General features: G+C 39.5%; 19 protein-coding genes and 1 tRNA gene. 16 read left to right on the top strand and 4 right to left on the bottom strand.

Going from position 1 to position 18820, the window contains the following annotated elements; translation table 11 throughout:
* The first annotated feature begins 84 nt into the window (after nucleotides 1-84).
* The 5 genes from N523_RS0103725 (at nucleotide 85) to N523_RS0103705 (ending at nucleotide 5250) form a co-directional block, all read left to right on the top strand.
* Nucleotides 85-169, top strand: a tRNA-Leu gene (locus N523_RS0103725).
* Nucleotides 170-458: 289 nt separating this feature from the next.
* Nucleotides 459-1739: a sensor domain-containing diguanylate cyclase gene (locus N523_RS0103720; protein WP_028834360.1), complete on the top strand. Its 1281-nt coding sequence runs from the start codon at nucleotides 459-461 to the stop codon at nucleotides 1737-1739.
* A 1-nt stretch (nucleotide 1740) separates the two neighbouring features.
* On the top strand, nucleotides 1741-2550 hold the full coding sequence (locus N523_RS0103715) for a substrate-binding periplasmic protein (protein ID WP_036949852.1): 810 nt from the start codon (nucleotides 1741-1743) through the stop codon (nucleotides 2548-2550).
* Nucleotides 2551-2715: 165 nt separating this feature from the next.
* Nucleotides 2716-3708 (top strand): fatty acid desaturase, encoded by a 993-nt coding sequence (locus N523_RS0103710; protein ID WP_016900142.1) that lies wholly within the window; start codon nucleotides 2716-2718, stop codon nucleotides 3706-3708.
* Between the two features lie 402 nt (nucleotides 3709-4110).
* The gene (locus N523_RS0103705) at nucleotides 4111-5250 is read left to right on the top strand and encodes a Na/Pi symporter (RefSeq protein ID WP_013464173.1); all 1140 of its coding nucleotides are present in this window, start codon (nucleotides 4111-4113) and stop codon (nucleotides 5248-5250) included.
* A gap of 58 nt (nucleotides 5251-5308) precedes the next feature.
* Here N523_RS0103705 and N523_RS0103700 read toward each other — a convergent pair whose 3' ends face one another.
* Together N523_RS0103700 and N523_RS0103695 are read right to left on the bottom strand one after the other, a co-directional pair.
* Nucleotides 5309-7378, bottom strand: coding sequence for a TonB-dependent receptor (locus tag N523_RS0103700; RefSeq protein WP_028834358.1), 2070 nt, complete (start codon nucleotides 7376-7378; stop codon nucleotides 5309-5311).
* A 56-nt stretch (nucleotides 7379-7434) separates the two neighbouring features.
* Entirely contained in the window at nucleotides 7435-8091 is a 657-nt protein-coding gene (locus N523_RS0103695) for a YoaK family protein (protein WP_028834357.1), read from the bottom strand.
* 143 nt (nucleotides 8092-8234) lie between these two features.
* On the opposite strand from N523_RS0103695, the gene N523_RS0103690 reads away from it, so the two are divergent.
* The 4 genes from N523_RS0103690 (at nucleotide 8235) to N523_RS0103675 (ending at nucleotide 10686) form a co-directional block, all read left to right on the top strand.
* Nucleotides 8235-8483: a TIGR03643 family protein gene (locus N523_RS0103690; protein WP_013464176.1), complete on the top strand. Its 249-nt coding sequence runs from the start codon at nucleotides 8235-8237 to the stop codon at nucleotides 8481-8483.
* Nucleotides 8484-8556: 73 nt separating this feature from the next.
* Entirely contained in the window at nucleotides 8557-8928 is a 372-nt protein-coding gene (locus N523_RS0103685) for a hypothetical protein (RefSeq protein WP_028834356.1), read from the top strand.
* Nucleotides 8929-8937: 9 nt separating this feature from the next.
* Nucleotides 8938-10017, top strand: a complete 1080-nt coding sequence (locus N523_RS0103680; RefSeq protein ID WP_028834355.1) for an endonuclease/exonuclease/phosphatase family protein — start codon at nucleotides 8938-8940, stop codon at nucleotides 10015-10017.
* 132 nt (nucleotides 10018-10149) lie between these two features.
* A complete protein-coding gene (locus N523_RS0103675) occupies nucleotides 10150-10686 on the top strand; it encodes a DUF924 family protein (RefSeq protein WP_028834354.1) in 537 nt (178 codons plus the stop codon).
* A 71-nt stretch (nucleotides 10687-10757) separates the two neighbouring features.
* On the opposite strand, the gene N523_RS0103670 is transcribed toward N523_RS0103675, so the two are convergent.
* Entirely contained in the window at nucleotides 10758-12134 is a 1377-nt protein-coding gene (locus N523_RS0103670; protein WP_016900150.1) for an NAD-dependent succinate-semialdehyde dehydrogenase, read from the bottom strand.
* Nucleotides 12135-12334: 200 nt separating this feature from the next.
* Between N523_RS0103670 and N523_RS0103665 the strand changes: the two genes are divergently transcribed.
* The 3 genes from N523_RS0103665 to N523_RS0103655 all read left to right on the top strand — a co-directional run bounded on the left by N523_RS0103665 (nucleotide 12335) and on the right by N523_RS0103655 (nucleotide 14511).
* Nucleotides 12335-13369: an NAD(P)H-dependent flavin oxidoreductase gene (locus tag N523_RS0103665; protein ID WP_028834353.1), complete on the top strand. Its 1035-nt coding sequence runs from the start codon at nucleotides 12335-12337 to the stop codon at nucleotides 13367-13369.
* A 6-nt stretch (nucleotides 13370-13375) separates the two neighbouring features.
* Complete coding sequence (locus N523_RS0103660; protein WP_028834352.1) at nucleotides 13376-13942, top strand: Crp/Fnr family transcriptional regulator; 567 nt, start codon at nucleotides 13376-13378, stop codon at nucleotides 13940-13942.
* A gap of 62 nt (nucleotides 13943-14004) precedes the next feature.
* Nucleotides 14005-14511 (top strand): YgjV family protein, encoded by a 507-nt coding sequence (locus N523_RS0103655; RefSeq protein ID WP_024601536.1) that lies wholly within the window; start codon nucleotides 14005-14007, stop codon nucleotides 14509-14511.
* A gap of 28 nt (nucleotides 14512-14539) precedes the next feature.
* On the opposite strand, the gene N523_RS0103650 is transcribed toward N523_RS0103655, so the two are convergent.
* Complete coding sequence (locus N523_RS0103650; protein WP_028834351.1) at nucleotides 14540-15055, bottom strand: NUDIX hydrolase; 516 nt, start codon at nucleotides 15053-15055, stop codon at nucleotides 14540-14542.
* Between the two features lie 227 nt (nucleotides 15056-15282).
* Here N523_RS0103650 and N523_RS0103645 point away from each other — a divergent pair, with 227 nt between their 5' ends.
* From N523_RS0103645 to N523_RS0103630, 4 genes are read left to right on the top strand one after another with little or no spacing between them, the layout of a single operon-like run.
* Nucleotides 15283-16623, top strand: a complete 1341-nt coding sequence (locus tag N523_RS0103645) for a sigma-54-dependent transcriptional regulator (protein WP_028834350.1) — start codon at nucleotides 15283-15285, stop codon at nucleotides 16621-16623.
* A 17-nt stretch (nucleotides 16624-16640) separates the two neighbouring features.
* Nucleotides 16641-16850 carry a hypothetical protein gene (locus N523_RS0103640; RefSeq protein ID WP_028834349.1) on the top strand — a complete coding sequence of 70 codons (210 nt, stop codon included), beginning with the start codon at nucleotides 16641-16643 and terminating at the stop codon, nucleotides 16848-16850.
* Nucleotides 16851-16868: 18 nt separating this feature from the next.
* The gene (locus tag N523_RS0103635; protein WP_028834348.1) at nucleotides 16869-18353 is read left to right on the top strand and encodes a sensor histidine kinase; all 1485 of its coding nucleotides are present in this window, start codon (nucleotides 16869-16871) and stop codon (nucleotides 18351-18353) included.
* 1 nt (nucleotide 18354) lies between these two features.
* Nucleotides 18355-18816 carry a response regulator gene (locus N523_RS0103630; RefSeq protein WP_028834347.1) on the top strand — a complete coding sequence of 154 codons (462 nt, stop codon included), beginning with the start codon at nucleotides 18355-18357 and terminating at the stop codon, nucleotides 18814-18816.
* The last annotated feature ends 4 nt before the right edge of the window (nucleotides 18817-18820 follow it).

Below are 18820 nucleotides of genomic sequence, written 5' to 3'. Positions count from 1 at the left end.
TGAGATGGAAGAGGGTACATAACCTTTCACTCTAAAGTGGTTTTTCTTTATCTTCTCGTGTTTAGAAGGTTAAAGAAAAATGATGCCAGCGTGATGAAATTGGTATACATGGGGGATTCAAAATCCCCTGCCGCAAGGCGTGCCGGTTCAAGTCCGGCCGCTGGTACCACTTTTTATAGCCCCTGCTAGATTTAGCAGGGGTTTTTTTATGCCTCAAATTTGAGTGGCTGAACTTGAGCGGCACGTGAGGTGCCGCTGTTATAAGTAAAAGTCCGGCCGCTGGTACCACTTTTTATAGCCCCTGCTAGATTTAGCAGGGGTTTTTTTATGCCTCAAATTTGAGTTGCCTAAAGCCGCCAGAAATGAGAACACTTATTCCTTATGCTGTTCTTTGCTTCCATTAAGAATGTAATTAACCTAAGCTCAACTATAAAGTTTATTAAGAAGTGCCATTGTTAATGTTTGCAAGTTACCGTAGTCCAAACAGTTTATCTAAAAAAATGATGCGCGTTATTTTCTCTATCTACTTGTTTGTAACCTGCCTCATAACAAGCATGCAGTTTTTAACTGAATACTTAAAAACACAAAACTCAATCTCCTATGAATTAAAACAGTTGCAAGAAACTGTTCAGGGTCCTGTTTCGACGAGTTTGTGGCAATATGACCAAACACAGTTGGGTGTACTCGTTGATGGGCTTATTAAAATGCCGGTTATTGAGGGAGTTGATGTTTTTGACAAACATGGCAAAAGCATGATTTCTAAACGTTCTTACACTCAAGCCTCACTTCCTCTCTCAATTTTTGAAACTAAATCTGAGTTGTATTGGACGCTTAATGGTAAACGGATTTTTCTTGGCACTTTGGTGCTCTATTCATCGTCTGAGGTGGTTTTAGATCGTGTTTTATTTGGTTTTTTCTTAATTGCTATTACGGCAATGATAAAATTATCAATTTTGTTTGGGTTATTTATTTGGGCTTTCGATCGTTACCTAGCCAGGCCTTTAAAAGAATTGATGCAACAAGTTAATGAGGTCCAATCAAGTAAAAATACACGTAAACGGATCAATCTTTCACATATTGAAAACAACGAGCTCAGCCAGCTCCAAGATCATATGAATACGATGCTCTTTAGTATGGAAAGGGATCGGGAGCGATTACTCGAGGATGAAAAATCTAAGCGAGATTGGCTGGAAGAGGCCGTTACAAAACGTACAAAAGATCTACAAGTATTAAATGAAAAACTTAAAACGCTTGCAACAAGAGACTCTCTAACGGGTACTTTAAATCGGGGGAGCTTTTTTGATACAGCAAATCATTTGCTAGAACTTTCTCAGCGACAGAAATTACCCGCATCTTTTATTTTAATTGACTTAGACTACTTTAAAAACATTAACGATACGTATGGACATTTTGTTGGTGATAAGGTGCTTATTCATTTTACCGACACAGTTCAGAGCATGATAAGAGAGTCTGATCTTATTGGTAGAGTGGGTGGAGAGGAGTTTGCACTATTTCTTCCAAACACAGGGCTTGATAACGCATTCAAACTCGCTAATAAAATAAGAAAGGCTGTGGTTGATTCAACCTTAGAAGTTGATGGTGAGACTGTAATCTATACTGTAAGCCAAGGCGTTGCCTCATCCGAGCTAAAAGACTGCTCAGTTATTGAGTTATTCAAAGTCGCTGACTTGAAGCTTTACTGCGCTAAAGATAAAGGACGTGATCGTGTTGAAAAATAGAATGTTTAAAGGTAAAAAAAAGATCTCTCAAGTGCTGCTTATATCCTTATTGTTAGCATTGGGTATAGGTAACTTTAGTCATGCCAATACATTAAAAGTTTGCTACGACCAATGGCCTCCTATGACCATATTTCCGTCAGAGGGTTTTCCTGCCCGCGGCTTTGTGATTGATATGCTAGAGCAAATATATACATCAAAAGGCTATCAATTAGAATATTACGAAGTGCCTTTGGCAAGGGGACTCGATATGGTTGCGGATGGTCTTTGCGATATGTTGCCAGAATATTTATTTTCGCAAGACACCGAAGTGGGTTTCGAGTACGCCACAGAGGCAACATTTGCATATCCAACTGCTTTTGTTGTTAGGCAGGATGAATCCTGGCGCTATGATGGGATTCAATCTATACAAGGAAAGCGTGTTGCAACAGGGCCTGGGTGGGATTACAGCTCGGTAAGTGTTGATTATCAAAATTATATTGATGATCCAAATAATTCTGATTTAGTGGAAGTAATCGCGGGCTCTAGCGATGTGGTAGAACGGATTTTTCAGATGATTAAAGCGGGCAGAATCGATCTATATGCAGATAATATGCTGGTTTTACAGTACATGTTGAATCGATTTGATTGGAACAATGGATTAAAAATAGTGCGTCCAGGCTTAGAAAATAAATTGGTTGAAATACCTATTTTTTCAAATAAAATGCCCGCTGAAAGAAGGAAAACGCTAATAAATATATGGAACAGTGGCCGTTTATCTATCAAGGGAGATAAACAAAAAATGCTTCTTAAAAAGTATAATGTGGCTTTATAAGTGCTTTAAAATGCCCCAATAGCACGTGCTAAGAAAGTGAGATATTTAATTTGATTATGATCTTATACTTTTTTTCCCCGTAAATTAATTAGTATTAAATTACTTTGTACTGAGTTTTTTACTCGGATATTATATACCTCAACCTCTTGTTGCGAATAAAACATCATGACTCAATTGACCGCAAAACAGAATATTCAAGCCATTGTTAAAGCGATTAAGGCGGAAGAAGCGCTGCTTCGTCAAAAACATCCATTGTTAATGCATCAAAACACCTTGGGAATGGCTATCTTATTGCTCTCGCTAAGTGCGTTAATTGGGGTGGGTACTTTGTATTACTTTGCCATTATCCCTGCTTGGCTTTGTATTATATTAGCCGCTATAGCCACCTCTATTTCGCACGAGCTTGAGCACGATCTTATTCATAAGCAGTACTTTAGCAACCAGCCTTTTTTACACAATTTTATGATGTTTACTGTGTGGTTGATGCGCCCTAATACGATTAGCCCGTGGTATCGTCGCAAGATGCATTTGCATCACCACAAAACGTCGGGCACTGAGCAAGATTTAGAAGAACGTTTGGTAGGTAATGGTATTAAAAACCCGTTTTTACGTGCATTGGTGATTGTTGATGGATTGCTTGGTTTATTAATTAACGCAAAACGTTTTAGTAAAGAAATTAAAGGATTTAGCTTTTTTAAAGTGTTTAACGCAGGTTTTCCAATTACTACTGCTTATTTTGCTATTTTATACAGTGTGATAGCGTTTCATTTAATTAATTTATTTACCCCGATTGCGGCTGACTCACCGGCATTATTGCTCGATGTAATGAATGTGTTCGAGTTTTTAATGGTGGTGCTGATAGTGCCTAACATTGTACGTTCGAGCTCACTTAATTTTGTTACCTCCAGTATGCATTATTACGGCGGTGTTAATAATATGCTTGAGCAAACTCACGTAATTACTAGCCGTTTGTTTATGCCGTTTAATTTGTTTTGTTTTAACTTTGGGCATACTCATACTATTCATCATTTTGTGCCGAATCAGCCGTTTTATTTACGTCAAATGATTAGCAAAAAAATTCTTGAAGTGATGCGCCAGCACGGTGTGCGTTTTAATGATTTTGCTAGTATAAAAAAAGCTAATTTGTATCAATCATAAAGCTCGTTTTTACTCAATCTTCGAGGTTGCTGCTTTATTAACCTTGCCTAGCCTAAGGCTAGGCAATACCCCTAGTAAAGTCAGATAAAGCTTATAAAACTTCCCTTTAATACCAACTTAATCTATTACTCAGACCTTTTTAAATTTAGTCCTTAATTGATCCCACTTAGCGCTTTGTTATTTAATTGAATACTAAGTTTAATTTTTTGATTTTAATTGATTGTTTTTAAAGTTATGGCTTGCCTTATACTCAATTTTTCACCCTTATGTTTTTATGTTATGAATAAAAAAGCACGTTAATCGAATTGAAATATTTCTGTAATATTTAGGTGTTCTAATGCGCTCTGAAACAAAAACGTCATCAAAATGCCATAATCGGTAAGACAAAACTGAGATTTAAACATGAGTGAATCAAAGCGCAATACGCTATTAATAAAAACGCTTAACTGGGCTGCTATCGCCTTTTTAGTTTATTTAGTCCTTGTAGCCGTTGGCACTGTCAGTGGTGGTTTTAAATTAGCGTCGGGCGGTACTGAGGGAGCGAAAGAGATTTTTGCATTCGCAACCAACCCGTTTATCGCATTATTATTAGGTGCTTTAGCAACCGCTTTAGTGCAATCATCATCAACGGTTACCTCAGTTATAGTGGGGCTAGTTGCTGGCGGTTTACCGTTAAGTATTGCTATTCCAATGGTGATGGGTGCAAATATTGGTACTACTATTACTAACACCTTAGTGTCTATTGGCCATATTCGCTCTAAAGAAGAGTTCCAACGTGCATTTGCGGCATCAACTGTTCATGATTTCTTTAATTTATTTGCCGTTATTATATTTTTACCGCTAGAAATAATGTTTGGTTTGCTGCAAAAAATGTCTGCTGCTTTATCGCACTTATTTATTGGTGATGCCGACTTATCATTAAAGAGCTACAACTTTATTAAACCACTCGTAAAACCAGCTGTGGGCGTAATAAAAGATGCATTTAGTTTTTTAGATACAAAAATGCTAGGTGCAGCGATGGTTATTGCAGGTATTTGTTTGATTTTATTTGCCGTAACTACATTAGGTAAATTACTTAAAAAAGCGCTGGTTGGCACTGCAAAAGATATACTGCATGGAGCCATTGGGCGCGGGCCTATCGCGGGTATCACATCAGGTGCGGCAGTAACAATTATGGTTCAGTCATCATCAACGACAACCAGTTTGATGATCCCACTTGCTGGAAGTGGTGTGTTTACTACGCGTCAAATTTACCCATTCACACTGGGAGCTAACATTGGTACAACCATTACTGCTTTATTAGCGGCCACATCAATTACAGGGCCTATGGCTGAGGTTGCGCTAACAATTGCATTGGTACACGTTATGTTTAATGTATTTGCAGTTGCACTTATTTACGGCGTTCCTGTGCTGCGTGAAATACCGCTAAAACTTGCTGAAAAGCTAGCCGAAATTGGTACAAATAATAAATCAGCAGCATTAGGCTATATACTAGGATCGTTCTTTGTGGTGCCTGGTTTAATTGTACTGGCCGTTCGATAAGTAGAAATAAACGTATAAAAGGAATGCGCTATATAATTTATATAGCGCATTTTTTGTTTTACCACTGGTAACTTACAGACAACATGGCATTACGTGGTTTACCTGGGAAGTAACGATCCCCAGTAAAGCTGGTGTAATCGGCGCGCTCAGCGTAGGCTGTGTTAGTTAAGTTTATAATTCGGGCACTCAGTAATAGCTGTGGACTAATTTGCCACTGGCCGCGCAAGCTTAAAATATCGTGGCCTTGATATTCATGTAAGTTTTCAGGGTCGGAAAAGTAGCGGCTCACATAGTGCCATTGCAGCGCAAGGCTAATACTCTCGTTGGCTTGCCAGTTAAAATCGATATTAGCAACCTTTCGAGGTGCGGTATCAATATCGTTACCTTTAATATTAATGCTGCCAATAACTTGCTCATTTGAGTACGTATGCTTGGCATAGGTGCCTGCAAAATTAACAGATAAGTGCTGATTAAAGCTATGCGCTAATTCAAGCTCAATACCGCGATGCCGAGTTTGGCCGTCATTAACAGTAAAAAAGTCACTGTCGCGGTAGATGGTATTGTGCTTGCTCATCGCATACATCGATAAGCCATAGCGAGTATTGTTGTACACCCCTTTAATACCCATCTCAGCATTATTAGCTATTTCTGCGTCTAAGTCGGCAGTACTTTGCTCGCGTTGTAATTGATAGAGCTCAGCCGCTTGGGGGGCTCGATAGCCTCTTGAAAAATTAGCGTATAATGTATTGTTAGTATTAAGCTGATAGCTCACACCTAGTTTTGGCGAAAGATTATTAAAGCTATTTTTAGTGCTTTCGGGGCGACTATAACGACAGCCACCAAAACCACATTCGCTGCCATCCTCTTTTGTACGCCCTGCAAGCATATTATTTTGATAGTCATATTGCATGTGCTCATAACGCAGTCCTGCGCTAATAAGCCAGTCATTAAGCTGCCAATCAATAGCGGCAAATGGAGCGTATAAGGTGGCATCGACTTGGTAATCGTAATGTTTACCTTGCGGCACAGTGGCCACTAAAAACGCAGAGCCTTGGGTGGGGTTATCTTGGGTTTGTAAAAAATCGGCTTGGGTAAACTCACCATCAAAGCCAAGCTTTAAGTTCGTATTGTCGTTCACATAATGTTGATAAAGCGATTGTAGGCCACCCCCCGTTTGACTGTTTTTTTCGAGCGGAGTACCGGGTAAAAAGTGTTTAAAAAAGTCCATGCTTTGGTCACGAATATAAGGAGTAACAACAAGCGTGTTCTCACCTAATTGCCAGCTTGCTTTACTCCAAGCCCTAAGCGAGCGGGCTTTTCTAAAGGCGTCAGGATCAAAATTTTGCTGTGCAATATCTTCATCTTTATAGCTTTGAAAGCCGCTAATATATCCTGCGGTTTGTTGGTCTAAGTCGGTATAGGTCAACCCCGATATTAAACTTAAGTTGTTGTTAGCGTATCGATGTCGCACATTTATTTTTTGTTGTTTAACGCTTTCATCATCTCGGTAACCGCCATCATCGGTAAAGCTGGCATTAATACCGAACCCTGAATTATCCATAGCATGGCCTGCACGCAATTTATAGCGAGCATAACCGTAAGAGCCATAATCAACACCCAGCAAACCACCACCTTGGGTCGTGTCTGGTGTAATGACGTTAATTACGCCATGCACTGCATTTGAGCCATACAGTGCAGAGCCTGGGCCTTTTAATACTTCAATACGCTGTGCCATCTCACTATGTGCTTCAAACAGCTCATTAATATTACAAAACCCAGCTGCACGAAGTGCAATACCATCTTCAGCAGTTAAAATCCCTCCACAGGCACCCGTACCAGAAAGCACCTGCGAGCGCAGGGCGGGTAAATACTCTTGACCATTACCACGTTGTACATTGGCACCTGCAACGCGTTGCAGTGCTTCTTCTACATGGGTAGGGGCAATAAGCTCAAGCTGTGATTCGCTTAATACACTGATCACCAAAGGTAATGGGGTGGAAAGCGCTTCACTACGTGATGCTGTGGTTGTGATACGTTCAATTGATTGCGCGGTATCTTCAGCACACGCACTATTAATTAAACTTAACTGACTGCATAACAATAAAGGGGGTAAATAGTAATATTTCATAAATTCCAGCACATCGGCAATTTGATAAGTTTAGGGTAGGGGATTTTGTGAATTGGTTAAAGCACACTCAACCTATAAACCCGATAAGTAATCGATAAAACAATACAAAAAATGCCGGGCACAACTAAAGTCAGCACTGAGTAATGTTTAAATAGCAATACGCCTACCACTCCGCCGGTTAAAAAACCGGCAATAATTAATACAAAAACAATGCACTTTCTAGTATCGAATGTGTGTCCTTTTAGGGCTTTTCCAAACATTAACCCTAAGTCGGTAAATATACCGGTTAAATGAGTGGTTCGCACTACAGCGCCGCTGTAGTTAGTGGCCAAAGCATTTTGTAAGCCGCAGGCAGCAGAGGCAAGTGTAAGTGCGTAAGGGTAAGAATATTGAAGTAGCTGTGCGCTTAACAGCAGTAAAATACCCTCAATAAATAAGAGCGTATCGTAATGGCGGCCTAGCTTAAGTGAACCGCCTGAAAGCATTAAGCCTGTTAATGCCGAGCCAAATATAAAACTCAGTACAATCGCAACTAAAAATAACGCTGCATTGATGTTGGTAGTAAGTTCAATAGCTAATGAAGTCACCGACCCTGAAACGTGAGAAATTGCTTGCTGTTCAAACCCTAATAAACCTACTGCGTTTACCATACCGGCAATAAAAGCGAGGGTAAACGCACCATATTCGACCCACTTAGGTAGTTTTGTAAACATCCTTTTAGCTCCGGTTTCAGTGTGTAGATTAATCATACACTTAATTAAAGTTAATAAATGAAAAGAGATTATATTTTTAACATCACAAGCAAGTGATGATCGCTAAATTTAACTTTTGCGTATTAACCCAATTTGGAATAAATATGTTTAACCAAGAACAGCAATCACGCATTATAGAAATGGCATGGGAAGACAGAACGCCATTTGAAGCCATTGAAAATCTGTATGGGCTAAATTACTCTCAGTTAGTTAATTTCATGCGTGACCACATATCTAGCGGCTCATTTAAAGTATGGCGTAAGCGCCATGCTGGGCGTAAAACTAAACACCTAAAGTTACGCGACCCCGCGATTATGCGCAGTCATTGTAAAACACAGTACAAGCAGCGTTAATTTTTCTCATTTCATGTAATGTTCAGGCTTAAGCGTTAATAATCTTCAGTAATAACCACACTGGAGAACAGCCATGAAATCACTAATCAGTATTTTAGTAATGGTTTTTGCGCTAATGGCAACAAACGCATTTGCTGTACCGCACAAAGACAAACATGCGAATAAACACGCAAACAAGCATCACTGGAAAAAGCAAAAATATAACCAATACCATAATAAAAAATGGCTTTCTAAGAAACAAGTCAAGCAGTTAATTCGTCAAGGGTGGACTCCACCAGGTTGGCACACCCGTTATCATCAAGGCGATATCCTCGAGCGTGATATTTATAAGCGTGCTAGAGTAATAGATCGAGAACGAGGCACGGTGCGAATAGAAGTTGATCGCACTATTATTCATCTAGTGCACGACACTCGTGAAATACTCTCTATTTTACAGCGCTATTAGGATTTATAAATGCTCACTGTATTGGTCATAGTTACTGGCTTGTTGTTGTTAATAACCATATTACCCCTGTCATACAGTCAGCATTACTTGATACGTAGTTGCGACTTTGTGCGCTTGCAGGTGTGCTACCTAGCAAGCGCTGTAATTATCGTTGCACTAATAGGTATGTGGCAAATCGACTTTATTGCATACTCATTAATAGCGGCTGTTGCTTTAATTATTTGTGCGCTTCAAGCTAAGTGGATTTATCCCTACACTTGGTTTGCTAAAAAAGAAGTATTAACAGCGCCAAAAAGTAGTGATCATAGCATCAGAATCTTATCCGCTAATGTACTGATGTCGAATCGACATAGTGAGCAGTTAATTAACTTAGTCGATAAATATCAGCCCGATTTACTTATCACCTTAGAAAGCGATAGCTGGTGGCAAGATAAGTTATCTGTGCTTAAAAAAAACTACCCTTATCAAGTACAGTGCCCAAAAGATAACCGCTACGGCATGCATGTCTTTAGTAAATTTAACATACTCGATGCACAAATTTGTGAACTCATAGAAGATAATATTCCCTCTATTCATATTTTGTTTGAAAATCATCAAGGGCTAAAAATGCAAGGCCACTTTATTCATCCTGCCCCACCGAGCCCAACCGAAGAAGATTCATCGCGTCCGCGCGATAGCGAACTAATAATGGTGGCTAAAGCGCTTAAAAATCCAAGCCGCCCGACGATAGTCGCCGGCGATTTAAATGATGTAGCTTGGTCACGCAGCACCCGTTTATTTATGCAAATCAGTGGCTTTTTAGACCCACGTAAAGGACGGGGCTTTTATAACACTTTTCATGCCGGCTACTTTTTTATGCGCTGGCCGCTCGATCACTTATTTCACTCTACAGGTTTTACTGTAAAGCGTATCAAACGTCTTGCTAAATATGGCTCCGATCACTTTGCTCTGCTTACCGAACTTGTTTATGAAGATGCTAATCAGCAATCCCTAGAAACAAAACCAAGTGAGCAAAAGCAGCAAGATATACAAGAGCTTGCTATGAGCAAAGCCGATAAACGTAAAGTGCCTAGGTTTGAAAAAGGCTAGATGAAGTACAGATGTTAGGTTAAAGGCTTTAGGCGAAAGGCAAAATTAATACATTAGGGTCGTGCTTTTAAATTTGCGGGATTTTATATAGCGAGCTATTTAGTTGAGTGTTAATTAACAAAGAGATTCATTATGTTTAATGAAATTATCGACTTTTGGTTTGCAGAGCTTGAGCCTAAGCAGTGGTGGCAAAAAGACGAGGCGTTTGATTTGATGATTCAGGCTCGTTTTGGCCAATTACACCAGCAAGCGAGTGCGAGTGAGTTATTTCAATGGCGTGAGAGTGCATTAGGCAGCCTAGCTGAAATTATCGTGCTTGATCAGTTCTCGCGCAATATTTATCGTGACAAGCCAGCATCATTCGCCTGTGATTCAATGGCTTTAGCGTTAGCACAATCGGCCATTACAAAAGGGTTTGATAAGAAGTTGACGGATGAGCAGCGAGTATTTTTGTATATGCCTTTTATGCACAGCGAATCGCAGTTAATTCATAAGGAAGCAGTCCGGCTATTTAAGGCGTTAGGTATTCAAAATAACTTAGACTTTGAGTATCAACATAAAGCGATTATCGATAAATTTAATCGTTACCCGCATCGTAATAAAATACTGGGGCGGGAGTCTACAGAAGAAGAACGCGAGTTTTTAAAACAGCCCAATTCAGGTTTTTAGATTCATCAGGCAAAAAAACACCGCGTTTATTACAAGCGCGGTGTTTAGTTTTATTAACCAGATACCTGATATTAGCTATTAATCATGATGCTTTTAACATTCACAAACTCGCGAATACCAAAGCCGCCATGTTCTCTGCCATAGCCACTGTCTTTAACACCGCCAAATGGTAGGTTCGGTTGTGCCAGTCCGTAACCGTTTATGTTGATCATACCGGTATCAAAATGCTTTTTAGCCAGCTCAATGGCTTTTTTCTCATCTTTTGAAAAGATACCGCCGCCTAGTCCATAACGGGAGTCGTTGGCAATACGCATAGCGTCATCATTATCTTTGGCTTTAATCAAAGATGCCACAGGGCCAAATAATTCGTCATCGTATGCAGGCATCCCTGGTGATAAATTTTCTAGTACTGTAGGCGGGTAGTAATAGCCTGTTTGCTGCGGAATTTCGCCGCCTACAATTACTTTTGCGCCTGCATTTACCGAGTCTTGCACTTGCTGATGAATTTTGTCGCGTAAATCTTCGCGTGCCATAGGACCCAGTTCCGTATCTTTATCCATAGGGTCGCCCATTTTAATTGCTTTAAATTGCTGGCTCAGCGCTTCTTTAAAGTCATTGTATAATGAGTCAACTACCACAAAGCGCTTGGCAGCCACACAGGTTTGCCCATTGTTAATAATACGGCCTTGTAAACAGGTTTTAACTGCTAGTGCAAGGTCGGCATCATCAAGTACAACATAAGCATCGTTACTGCCAAGCTCCAATACCGTTTTTTTAACGTGCTTACCGGCCTGCTCAGCTACTTTTTTACCTGTGCCATCACTTCCTGTGAAGGTAACGCCACTAATGTGTTTATGAGAGATAAGTGCGCTGGCTGTTTTTCCGTCAATTAGTAAGTTACTAAAGCAATGCTCAGGGAACCCAGCTTGTTTAAATAAGGTATCTATTTTTTCTGCCATACCAAATACATTGCCCGCGTGTTTTAATACCGTGGTATTACCCGCCATAATATTTGCGGCACTGTATCTAATAACTTGATAAAGTGGGAAGTTCCATGGCTGAATACCTAGCAACACGCCAGTGGGGCGATAACTTATAATTGCACGACCGCCTTGCATATCGCGTTCTTCGTCGCTCAACATATCGGCGCCATGTTCTGCGGTATAACGGCAAATGTCAGCACAAAGCTGCACTTCTTGAAAGCCTTGTTCGTACACTTTACCCATTTCTTCGGTCATCAGTTTAGCAAGCGCTTCTTTTTGCTCTTCAAATAAAGAGGCTAGCTTATTCAGGTATTTAGCGCGCTCAGTAAACGAGGTTAATCGCCATGTTAAGTATGTTTCATGAGACTTTTCGATCACTTGTTCTGCTTGAGCTTGAGAAAGCAGCGTATAGCTATTGATGACTTGCTCGGTTGCGGGATTGATCGTATCTACTGTGTTACTCATTTTACCTCCTAACAAATTATGTAATAGGGTAGGTGCAAAACCAAAGCCAGTTGGGCGATAGTTTATAAAAATTCATAACTTTTTGTTAATAATGGTTTTTATATTACTTTATACAAAAATCTAGATTTTGTTTGTTCGTTGTTTTTGCTATGGTTCTGTAAATACTGCAAGTTGTTGAAAAAGTTACAGGGAGTAGTTAGATGATACAGTCATTGTTTAATATCGATTTACCTCTTATTCAAGCGCCTATGGCGGGCGTACAAAACGTTGAATTGGCTGCAAGCGTTTGTGAAGCTGGCGGGCTAGGGTCGTTGCCTTGCGCTATGTTATCGCCAGCACAGTTAGTTGAACAGCTCGACTTACTTACTCAAAAAACAGATAAACCATTTAATCTAAACTTTTTTTGTCACACGGTTACTGATTACACCAGCCAACAAAAGCAGCAATGGCATAATATGCTTACCCCTTATTTTACAGAGTATGAAATTGACCCGCAAAGTTTAACCGCAGGGGCATCCCGTCAGCCTATAAACCAAGCCGTTGTTGATATTATTGCACCCTATAAACCGGCGGTTGTGAGTTTTCATTTTGGTTTACCTAAGCACGCTATTGTGGCGCAAATAAAAAGCTGGGGCACTAAAGTAATTTCAACGGCGACCACTTTAGATGAAGCTATTTGGCTCAGTGAAAATGGCGCTGATGCTGTTATTGCTCAGGGTTTAGAAGCTGGAGGGCATCGAGGGCATTTTTTATCAATGGATTTAAGCTTACAACAAACCACTGAGCAGTTAGTTAAGCGTTGTGTTGAGCATTTATCATTACCGATTATTGCTGCAGGAGGTATTGCAACGCCAGATGATGTAAAGCATATGAAAGCGCTGGGAGCCAGTGGAGTTCAAGTTGGTAGCGCTTATTTATTATGTAAAGAGGCAAAAACATCTGCTTTACATCAGCAAGCTATTTTAGAGCAGGCTCAAGATAGCACCGCACTAACTACTTTGTTTTCAGGTCGAGCTGCGCGGGGTATTCAAAACCGCGTCATGCTCGAGTTAGGTACTATGCCTGAGGGCGTGCCTTCGTTTCCTCACGCTAGTAGCGCAATAACAGCATTAAGAACATGCGCTGAAAAAGCAGGCCAAAGTGATTTTTCGCCTTTATGGTGTGGTCAAAAGTATGTGCCTCGGGTGGGGGTATCAGCTGCGGATATTACGCATATTTTAATGGAAAAATGGTAATGTTTAATGTCTGATAACCCACTTTTATCGCTTGGCGATAGTTATGAAGTGCTTATAAATAAGCTTAAAACACAATTGGCAGGTATTTACCCTCAACAGCTTGTCGCGCGCAATACCGTGTTATTGCCCCAAGGCGATGTACAGCGTTATGGCTATTTAATTGTGGAGGGGGTTTTAGGTGCTATTCATGATGATATTGATGGCGGGCAAAAATGCAAAGAGTTTTATTTTAAAAATGAGTTTGCATTGCTGTTTGCCAATTGGATGACCTCAAGCCCCGCTTTTTACCAATTAAAAGTAATTAATGAAGCCAGTGTAATTAAAGTACCGCTAACACTATTTGAGCAAGCACAGTACCAACTTATTAAGCAGCAGCTAATTGCGCAGCAACTAATATTTAAAGAAGCCAAAGAAGCATTTTTATTACTCAACAGCCCCGAGCAGCGATACTGTTACTTGCTTAAACATAAACCGCATTGGTTGGCGCAGTTAAGCTTAAGCCAAGTGGCTATGTATATAGGTATTTCGGCCATTTCGTTATCACGAATTCGTAAGCGACTTAACTTAAGTTAAGTGCTGTTTATATAAAGCACTATACACTCCTCATTTTTATGCCTTTAGTGCCTTGGAGTGTTATGTTTTTAATTGCCCAATCATTGGTTGCCGTCGCGACTTTACTCGACTTAGCTTCATTTCAGTTTAAGTCCCGACGCATTATCTTATGTTGTTTATTTACCTCTGTGTTATTAACCTCAGTCCACTTTTTTATTTTGGGTTATAACAGTGCCGGCTGCTTAATGCTTATTGCCGCGTTACGTTATTTTTACTGCATATACTTTAAGCATACTTGGGCCATGTTTGGATTTATGGCAGTGAGTTGTTTAGCCGTTTATTTAACATGGCAAGATTGGTTTAGTGGCTTTGCGCTGGTGGCGACATTAATACAAACCATTGCTTCATTTCAAAATAGAGACTTGCACTTGAGGTTATGTATGGTGGTGGGAACCTCTTTTTGGATAACGCATAATATTTTTGCTGGCTCCCCTGTGGCAATAATTATGGAAAGCCTATTTTTAAGTAGTAACTTATTTGGTTTATATCGATTTTATATTAGTAAAAAAGTCTTGCTGAACCTCAAGTAGGAACGTAAAATGCAGCAATGTAAACTTATTAAAAGAACTGTTTGGCAATTTCTTTTAATAAAAAGGTTTCTCGAATAATCGACAATCCTTGTTTATCGCTATTAGCTAATGTGCGTTCGTTGTGAGCTATCGCCTCAAAAATATTTACCCATTTAGCTTGCATACCATTTTGTTGCTCATAGTGCTCAAGCTGTGCTTGGCCGAGTTGTTCGTTAATTTCGCATACATAACAGTATGACTTTATATGAATAATATCAAAGTCATCTTTGTACCAAGGACGATATTCTTCATAGAGGCCAAACTCACTGCAGATTTTTATATTTTGCGCGCCAGTTTCTTCATTAAGCTCTCTGATAAGTCCTTGTTCAATGCTTTCGTGTAAGTCTACGCCACCACCGGGTAAACTAAAATCGTCATAGCGCTGAGTGTACATTAATAAAATGTACTGCTGTTTAAATACAATTGCGCGAGCAGTAGGGCGATTAAACTGACGACCTTGAGTAATATTAATAGTGGGGTGAATAGTGGTTTTTAATAGGCGCATAACGACTCCAGCAATAAAGGTAAATTATATCAGTTGGTTGTATTAATTACTTCATTGTTAAAAAGTAATTAACTGAAAAGATTGTTAATTTAAGCGTTTATACATATATCTGTAGTTATAATGGCGAACTATTAAAAAATAAAATGTCATTGTTTTAGTCCTGCTCTGAATACCTTTCATTTGTTTAAAGGGGTGAGTAGAATAATAAAAAAGCATAGGGATTAATCATGTTAAATATACTTTTAGTTGATGACGACATCGAATTTAGTGATGTTATTTGTCACATTGTTGAGTTTCTTGGGCATAATATTCAAACTGCGACCAGTTTAGAAGAAGCGCATCAGTGGTTTGAGAATAATTCCTTTGATCATGTATTACTGGATTTCATGTTACCCGATGGCAGTGGCTTGCATTTATTAGATCATTTAAAAATGATTGGTCAATCTCCTAAAGTCACTCTTATTTCAGGTCACCCATCGGTTAAGGGGATTTTAGCCGATATGTGTGAGCCCAATGTAACGCATTTATTAAAGCCGCTGCAGCGAGAAGATTTAGAACTGGTTTTAAACGGTCCTAAAAAAACTGTTAAAAAAGCTAAGAAAAACGCTATCACCCATCATTTTGATACCTTAATTGGTGAATCTGAGGCAATGCAAAAGCTCTATACTATGATAGAGCGTGTTGCTAAAACACAGGCTAACGTAATGTTAGTAGGTGAAAGTGGTGCCGGTAAAGAAGTGGTTGCACAAGCGATTCATAATGCCAGTCAATGCGAAGGACCTTTAGTTGCTAGCAACTGTGGCGCCCTTTCAAAAGAGCTTATTGGCAGTGAATTATTTGGTCATGAAAAAGGTGCCTTTACAGGGGCGATAGCCCGCAAAGAGGGCGTGTTTGAACAGGCAAATGATGGCACCTTATTTTTAGATGAAGTCACTGAAATGCCCATTGGCATGCAGCCTAATTTATTGCGCGTATTAGAAACAAAAAAAGTAACAAGGGTAGGTGGTAACCGAGAAATTCCAACTAACTGCCGCGTTATTTCTGCGACCAACCGTTCTTTAATCGATTTAGCCCAAAATAATATTTTACGTGAAGATATATACTTCAGGCTTGCCGTATTTCCTATTGATATACCGCCATTACGTGAACGAAAAGACGATATTCCATTATTGGCAAAAGTCTTTTTAGAGCAGTTAAATGACGAAAATGGCACTGCTTTTAGCTGGACGAACGAGCAACTTAAAGAGCTGCAAACGTACGACTGGCCAGGTAATGTACGTGAACTTCGTCATGCAATTCATCGCGCTTTTATTATGAGCGATCCACAAACAAGCGATGTGGCACTGCCTGATAACCTAGAGTCACCTTTTTCACGAGTAAATAATCAAGCTCAGGAAAATCAGGTTTCTGCAGGACAAACCATTGAAGAAGTTGAAAAAGAGCTTATTCATGCAACACTCGATAAAGTACAAGGTAATAAAACATTGGCTGCACAAATGTTAGGTATAAGTACTAAAACGCTTTATAACCGCCTTAACGCATATGGTGGCATTGGCGAATATAAATAAAACAACATGAGGATAGTATGGCATTAACTAAACAAATAAAGCCTTTAAACGAATTAGTACATGATGCGCGGGCACCGTTAAATCGTATTTCAATGAATGCTGAGCTTATCAAGCTAGTACTTGAAAACGATATGCCCGTCGAAAAAGCACTCGAGGCACTCGATAAAATAATTGTTAATTGCCAAGCATGTAGTGACAGTTTACAGCTTATTTCAGACTCAAAATAATAAAAACCAGGACGATAAATGATTAAACGCAAACAGCAAGGCAAAGCAAATGTTATATGGGCGTTATTTATCTCCATAATACTATGCATTATTGTAGGTAATGCATTTTTAGCGGTTAATACCATACAAGGCTTAACGCGTACTCAGCAAAGTTTAGATAACACTAATATGCTAAGTACAGCCATTGAGCAAATGCATCTCTCTGTAGTGCAGGCTGAATCAGGGCAGCGCGGGTATTTATTAACGCAGGACGATGATTACTTAGCTCCATATTACGATGCGGTTGCACAAATTGAATCGCAAACCGATTATGTTCGCTCTTTAAACTCTGAAATTGAGGGGCAAGCTGAGCGTATTGCAACGTTAATTTTATTAGTTGATAGTAAAATTGCTGAGCTTAAAAGCACAGTTCAATTAGCATTAAATGACAAAGAAGAACGTGCAATGCTCATACTCAACTCTCATAAAGGGCGTGACCTATACCGAGAGATTCGTGTACTTGTTAATGATATCCAAGATCGTGAGCTGTTATTTAAAGTCAGTCACTTTTCTAAATTAGCGCAAATAAAAAACGAGGCAAAAATCACTTTTGCAATTACAGCCATCACGAGTGCTTTACTTATTGGCGGTATGTTTTTACTTGCGCGGCTTAACTTAAAAAATGCGGCGGTATATCGAGCTGAGCTCGAAATGCAAAACGAAACCTTAGCCAGTAAAGTGACCGAACGTACCCAAGAACTTACGTTATATTCTGATGAGTTAAGTCGCAGTAACCGTGAGTTAGAAGAGTTTGCTTTTGTTGCCAGTCATGACTTGCAAGAGCCGCTAAGAAAAATCCAAGCATTTAGCGATCGTCTTGAAAGCATGTTTAAAGACGAGTTAGGTGAAAAGGGAACTGACTACATTGCTCGAATGAAAAATGCTGCGCAGCGCATGTCTAATTTAATTAATGATTTATTAGAGTTCTCTCGAGTAACAACTCGAGGTAAAGATTTTACCGACACCAATCTAAATAGCATACTTAATGATATTTTAAGCGATTTAGAAATAGCCATTAATGAGTCTAATGCGCAAGTGATAACGGTTGATATGCCAATCATTCAGGCTGATCCGAGTCAAATGCATCAGCTGTTTTTAAACTTAATTTCAAATGCTGTGAAGTTTAGAGCGCCTAACGTAAACCCTGTTATTGATATTAGCTTTGAACGAATTAGCGAGTTTAGTGAAGACCATAATAGTAAAGTAAGTTGGCATGTTATTACTGTAAAAGATAATGGTATCGGCTTTTCTGATGAGTACGCGGATAAAATATTTGTGCCATTTCAGCGTTTACATGGGCGTTCTCAATATAAAGGAACCGGCATTGGATTATCTGTGTGTCGCAGAATTGTAGAGCGACATGGCGGAACTATTACAGCAATAAGCACCCCTAACGAAGGCGCAACCTTCATTATTAAACTACCTGTGGATGCAGAGTTATTCACATTACAAGGAGAGGCATAATATGCCATTAACAAACGTAAAACCCATTACCATTTTAATGGCAGACGATGATGAAGATGATCGTTTATTAACCCAAGATGCCCTCGCTGAAAGTCGCGTTTTAAATGAATTACACTTTGTTGAAGACGGTGTAGAGCTTTTAGAGTATTTAGAGCGTAAAGGCAAGTTTGAAGATAAAACCCTGTCACCAAGACCTGGCTTGATTTTACTTGATTTAAACATGCCGAGAATGGATGGACGTGAAGCACTTCAAGCGATTAAAGCCAACCCTAATTTAAAAGGTATTCCCGTTGTTATTTTAACTACCTCAAAGCAAGAAGAGGATATGGTTAAAGGTTACGATTTAGGTGCGGCGTCATATATTACCAAGCCAGTAACTTTTGATGGTTTAGTTGAGTTGATGAAAACGTTAGGTAAATACTGGGTTGAATTTGTAGAGCTACCAAGCACGTTTAACGATTAAGCAT

The sequence above is a fragment of the Pseudoalteromonas sp. 23_GOM-1509m genome (assembly GCF_000518425.1).
Lineage (GTDB): Bacteria > Pseudomonadota > Gammaproteobacteria > Enterobacterales > Alteromonadaceae > Pseudoalteromonas > Pseudoalteromonas tetraodonis.
The sequence above is the reverse complement of the archived record's forward strand: the minus strand, read 5'-3'. Positions and strand labels throughout refer to the sequence as shown.

What these genes read in the sequence shown, in the direction of transcription:
- N523_RS0103685 (WP_028834356.1), top strand. Translation starts at nt 8,557, where the DNA reads ATGAAATCACTAATCAGTATTTTAGTAATGGTTTTTGCGCTAATGGCA.
- N523_RS0103690 (WP_013464176.1), top strand. Translation starts at nt 8,235, where the DNA reads ATGTTTAACCAAGAACAGCAATCACGCATTATAGAAATGGCATGGGAA.
- N523_RS0103710 (WP_016900142.1), top strand. Translation starts at nt 2,716, where the DNA reads ATGACTCAATTGACCGCAAAACAGAATATTCAAGCCATTGTTAAAGCG.
- N523_RS0103645 (WP_028834350.1), top strand. Translation starts at nt 15,283, where the DNA reads ATGTTAAATATACTTTTAGTTGATGACGACATCGAATTTAGTGATGTT.
- N523_RS0103720 (WP_028834360.1), top strand. Translation starts at nt 459, where the DNA reads ATGTTTGCAAGTTACCGTAGTCCAAACAGTTTATCTAAAAAAATGATG.
- N523_RS0103635 (WP_028834348.1), top strand. Translation starts at nt 16,869, where the DNA reads ATGATTAAACGCAAACAGCAAGGCAAAGCAAATGTTATATGGGCGTTA.
- N523_RS0103660 (WP_028834352.1), top strand. Translation starts at nt 13,376, where the DNA reads ATGTCTGATAACCCACTTTTATCGCTTGGCGATAGTTATGAAGTGCTT.
- N523_RS0103695 (WP_028834357.1), bottom strand. Translation starts at nt 8,091, where the DNA reads ATGTTTACAAAACTACCTAAGTGGGTCGAATATGGTGCGTTTACCCTC.
- N523_RS0103650 (WP_028834351.1), bottom strand. Translation starts at nt 15,055, where the DNA reads ATGCGCCTATTAAAAACCACTATTCACCCCACTATTAATATTACTCAA.
- N523_RS0103715 (WP_036949852.1), top strand. Translation starts at nt 1,741, where the DNA reads ATGTTTAAAGGTAAAAAAAAGATCTCTCAAGTGCTGCTTATATCCTTA.
- N523_RS0103675 (WP_028834354.1), top strand. Translation starts at nt 10,150, where the DNA reads ATGTTTAATGAAATTATCGACTTTTGGTTTGCAGAGCTTGAGCCTAAG.
- N523_RS0103700 (WP_028834358.1), bottom strand. Translation starts at nt 7,378, where the DNA reads ATGAAATATTACTATTTACCCCCTTTATTGTTATGCAGTCAGTTAAGT.
- N523_RS0103670 (WP_016900150.1), bottom strand. Translation starts at nt 12,134, where the DNA reads ATGAGTAACACAGTAGATACGATCAATCCCGCAACCGAGCAAGTCATC.
- N523_RS0103630 (WP_028834347.1), top strand. Translation starts at nt 18,355, where the DNA reads ATGCCATTAACAAACGTAAAACCCATTACCATTTTAATGGCAGACGAT.
- N523_RS0103705 (WP_013464173.1), top strand. Translation starts at nt 4,111, where the DNA reads ATGAGTGAATCAAAGCGCAATACGCTATTAATAAAAACGCTTAACTGG.
- N523_RS0103655 (WP_024601536.1), top strand. Translation starts at nt 14,005, where the DNA reads ATGTTTTTAATTGCCCAATCATTGGTTGCCGTCGCGACTTTACTCGAC.
- N523_RS0103665 (WP_028834353.1), top strand. Translation starts at nt 12,335, where the DNA reads ATGATACAGTCATTGTTTAATATCGATTTACCTCTTATTCAAGCGCCT.
- N523_RS0103680 (WP_028834355.1), top strand. Translation starts at nt 8,938, where the DNA reads ATGCTCACTGTATTGGTCATAGTTACTGGCTTGTTGTTGTTAATAACC.
- N523_RS0103640 (WP_028834349.1), top strand. Translation starts at nt 16,641, where the DNA reads ATGGCATTAACTAAACAAATAAAGCCTTTAAACGAATTAGTACATGAT.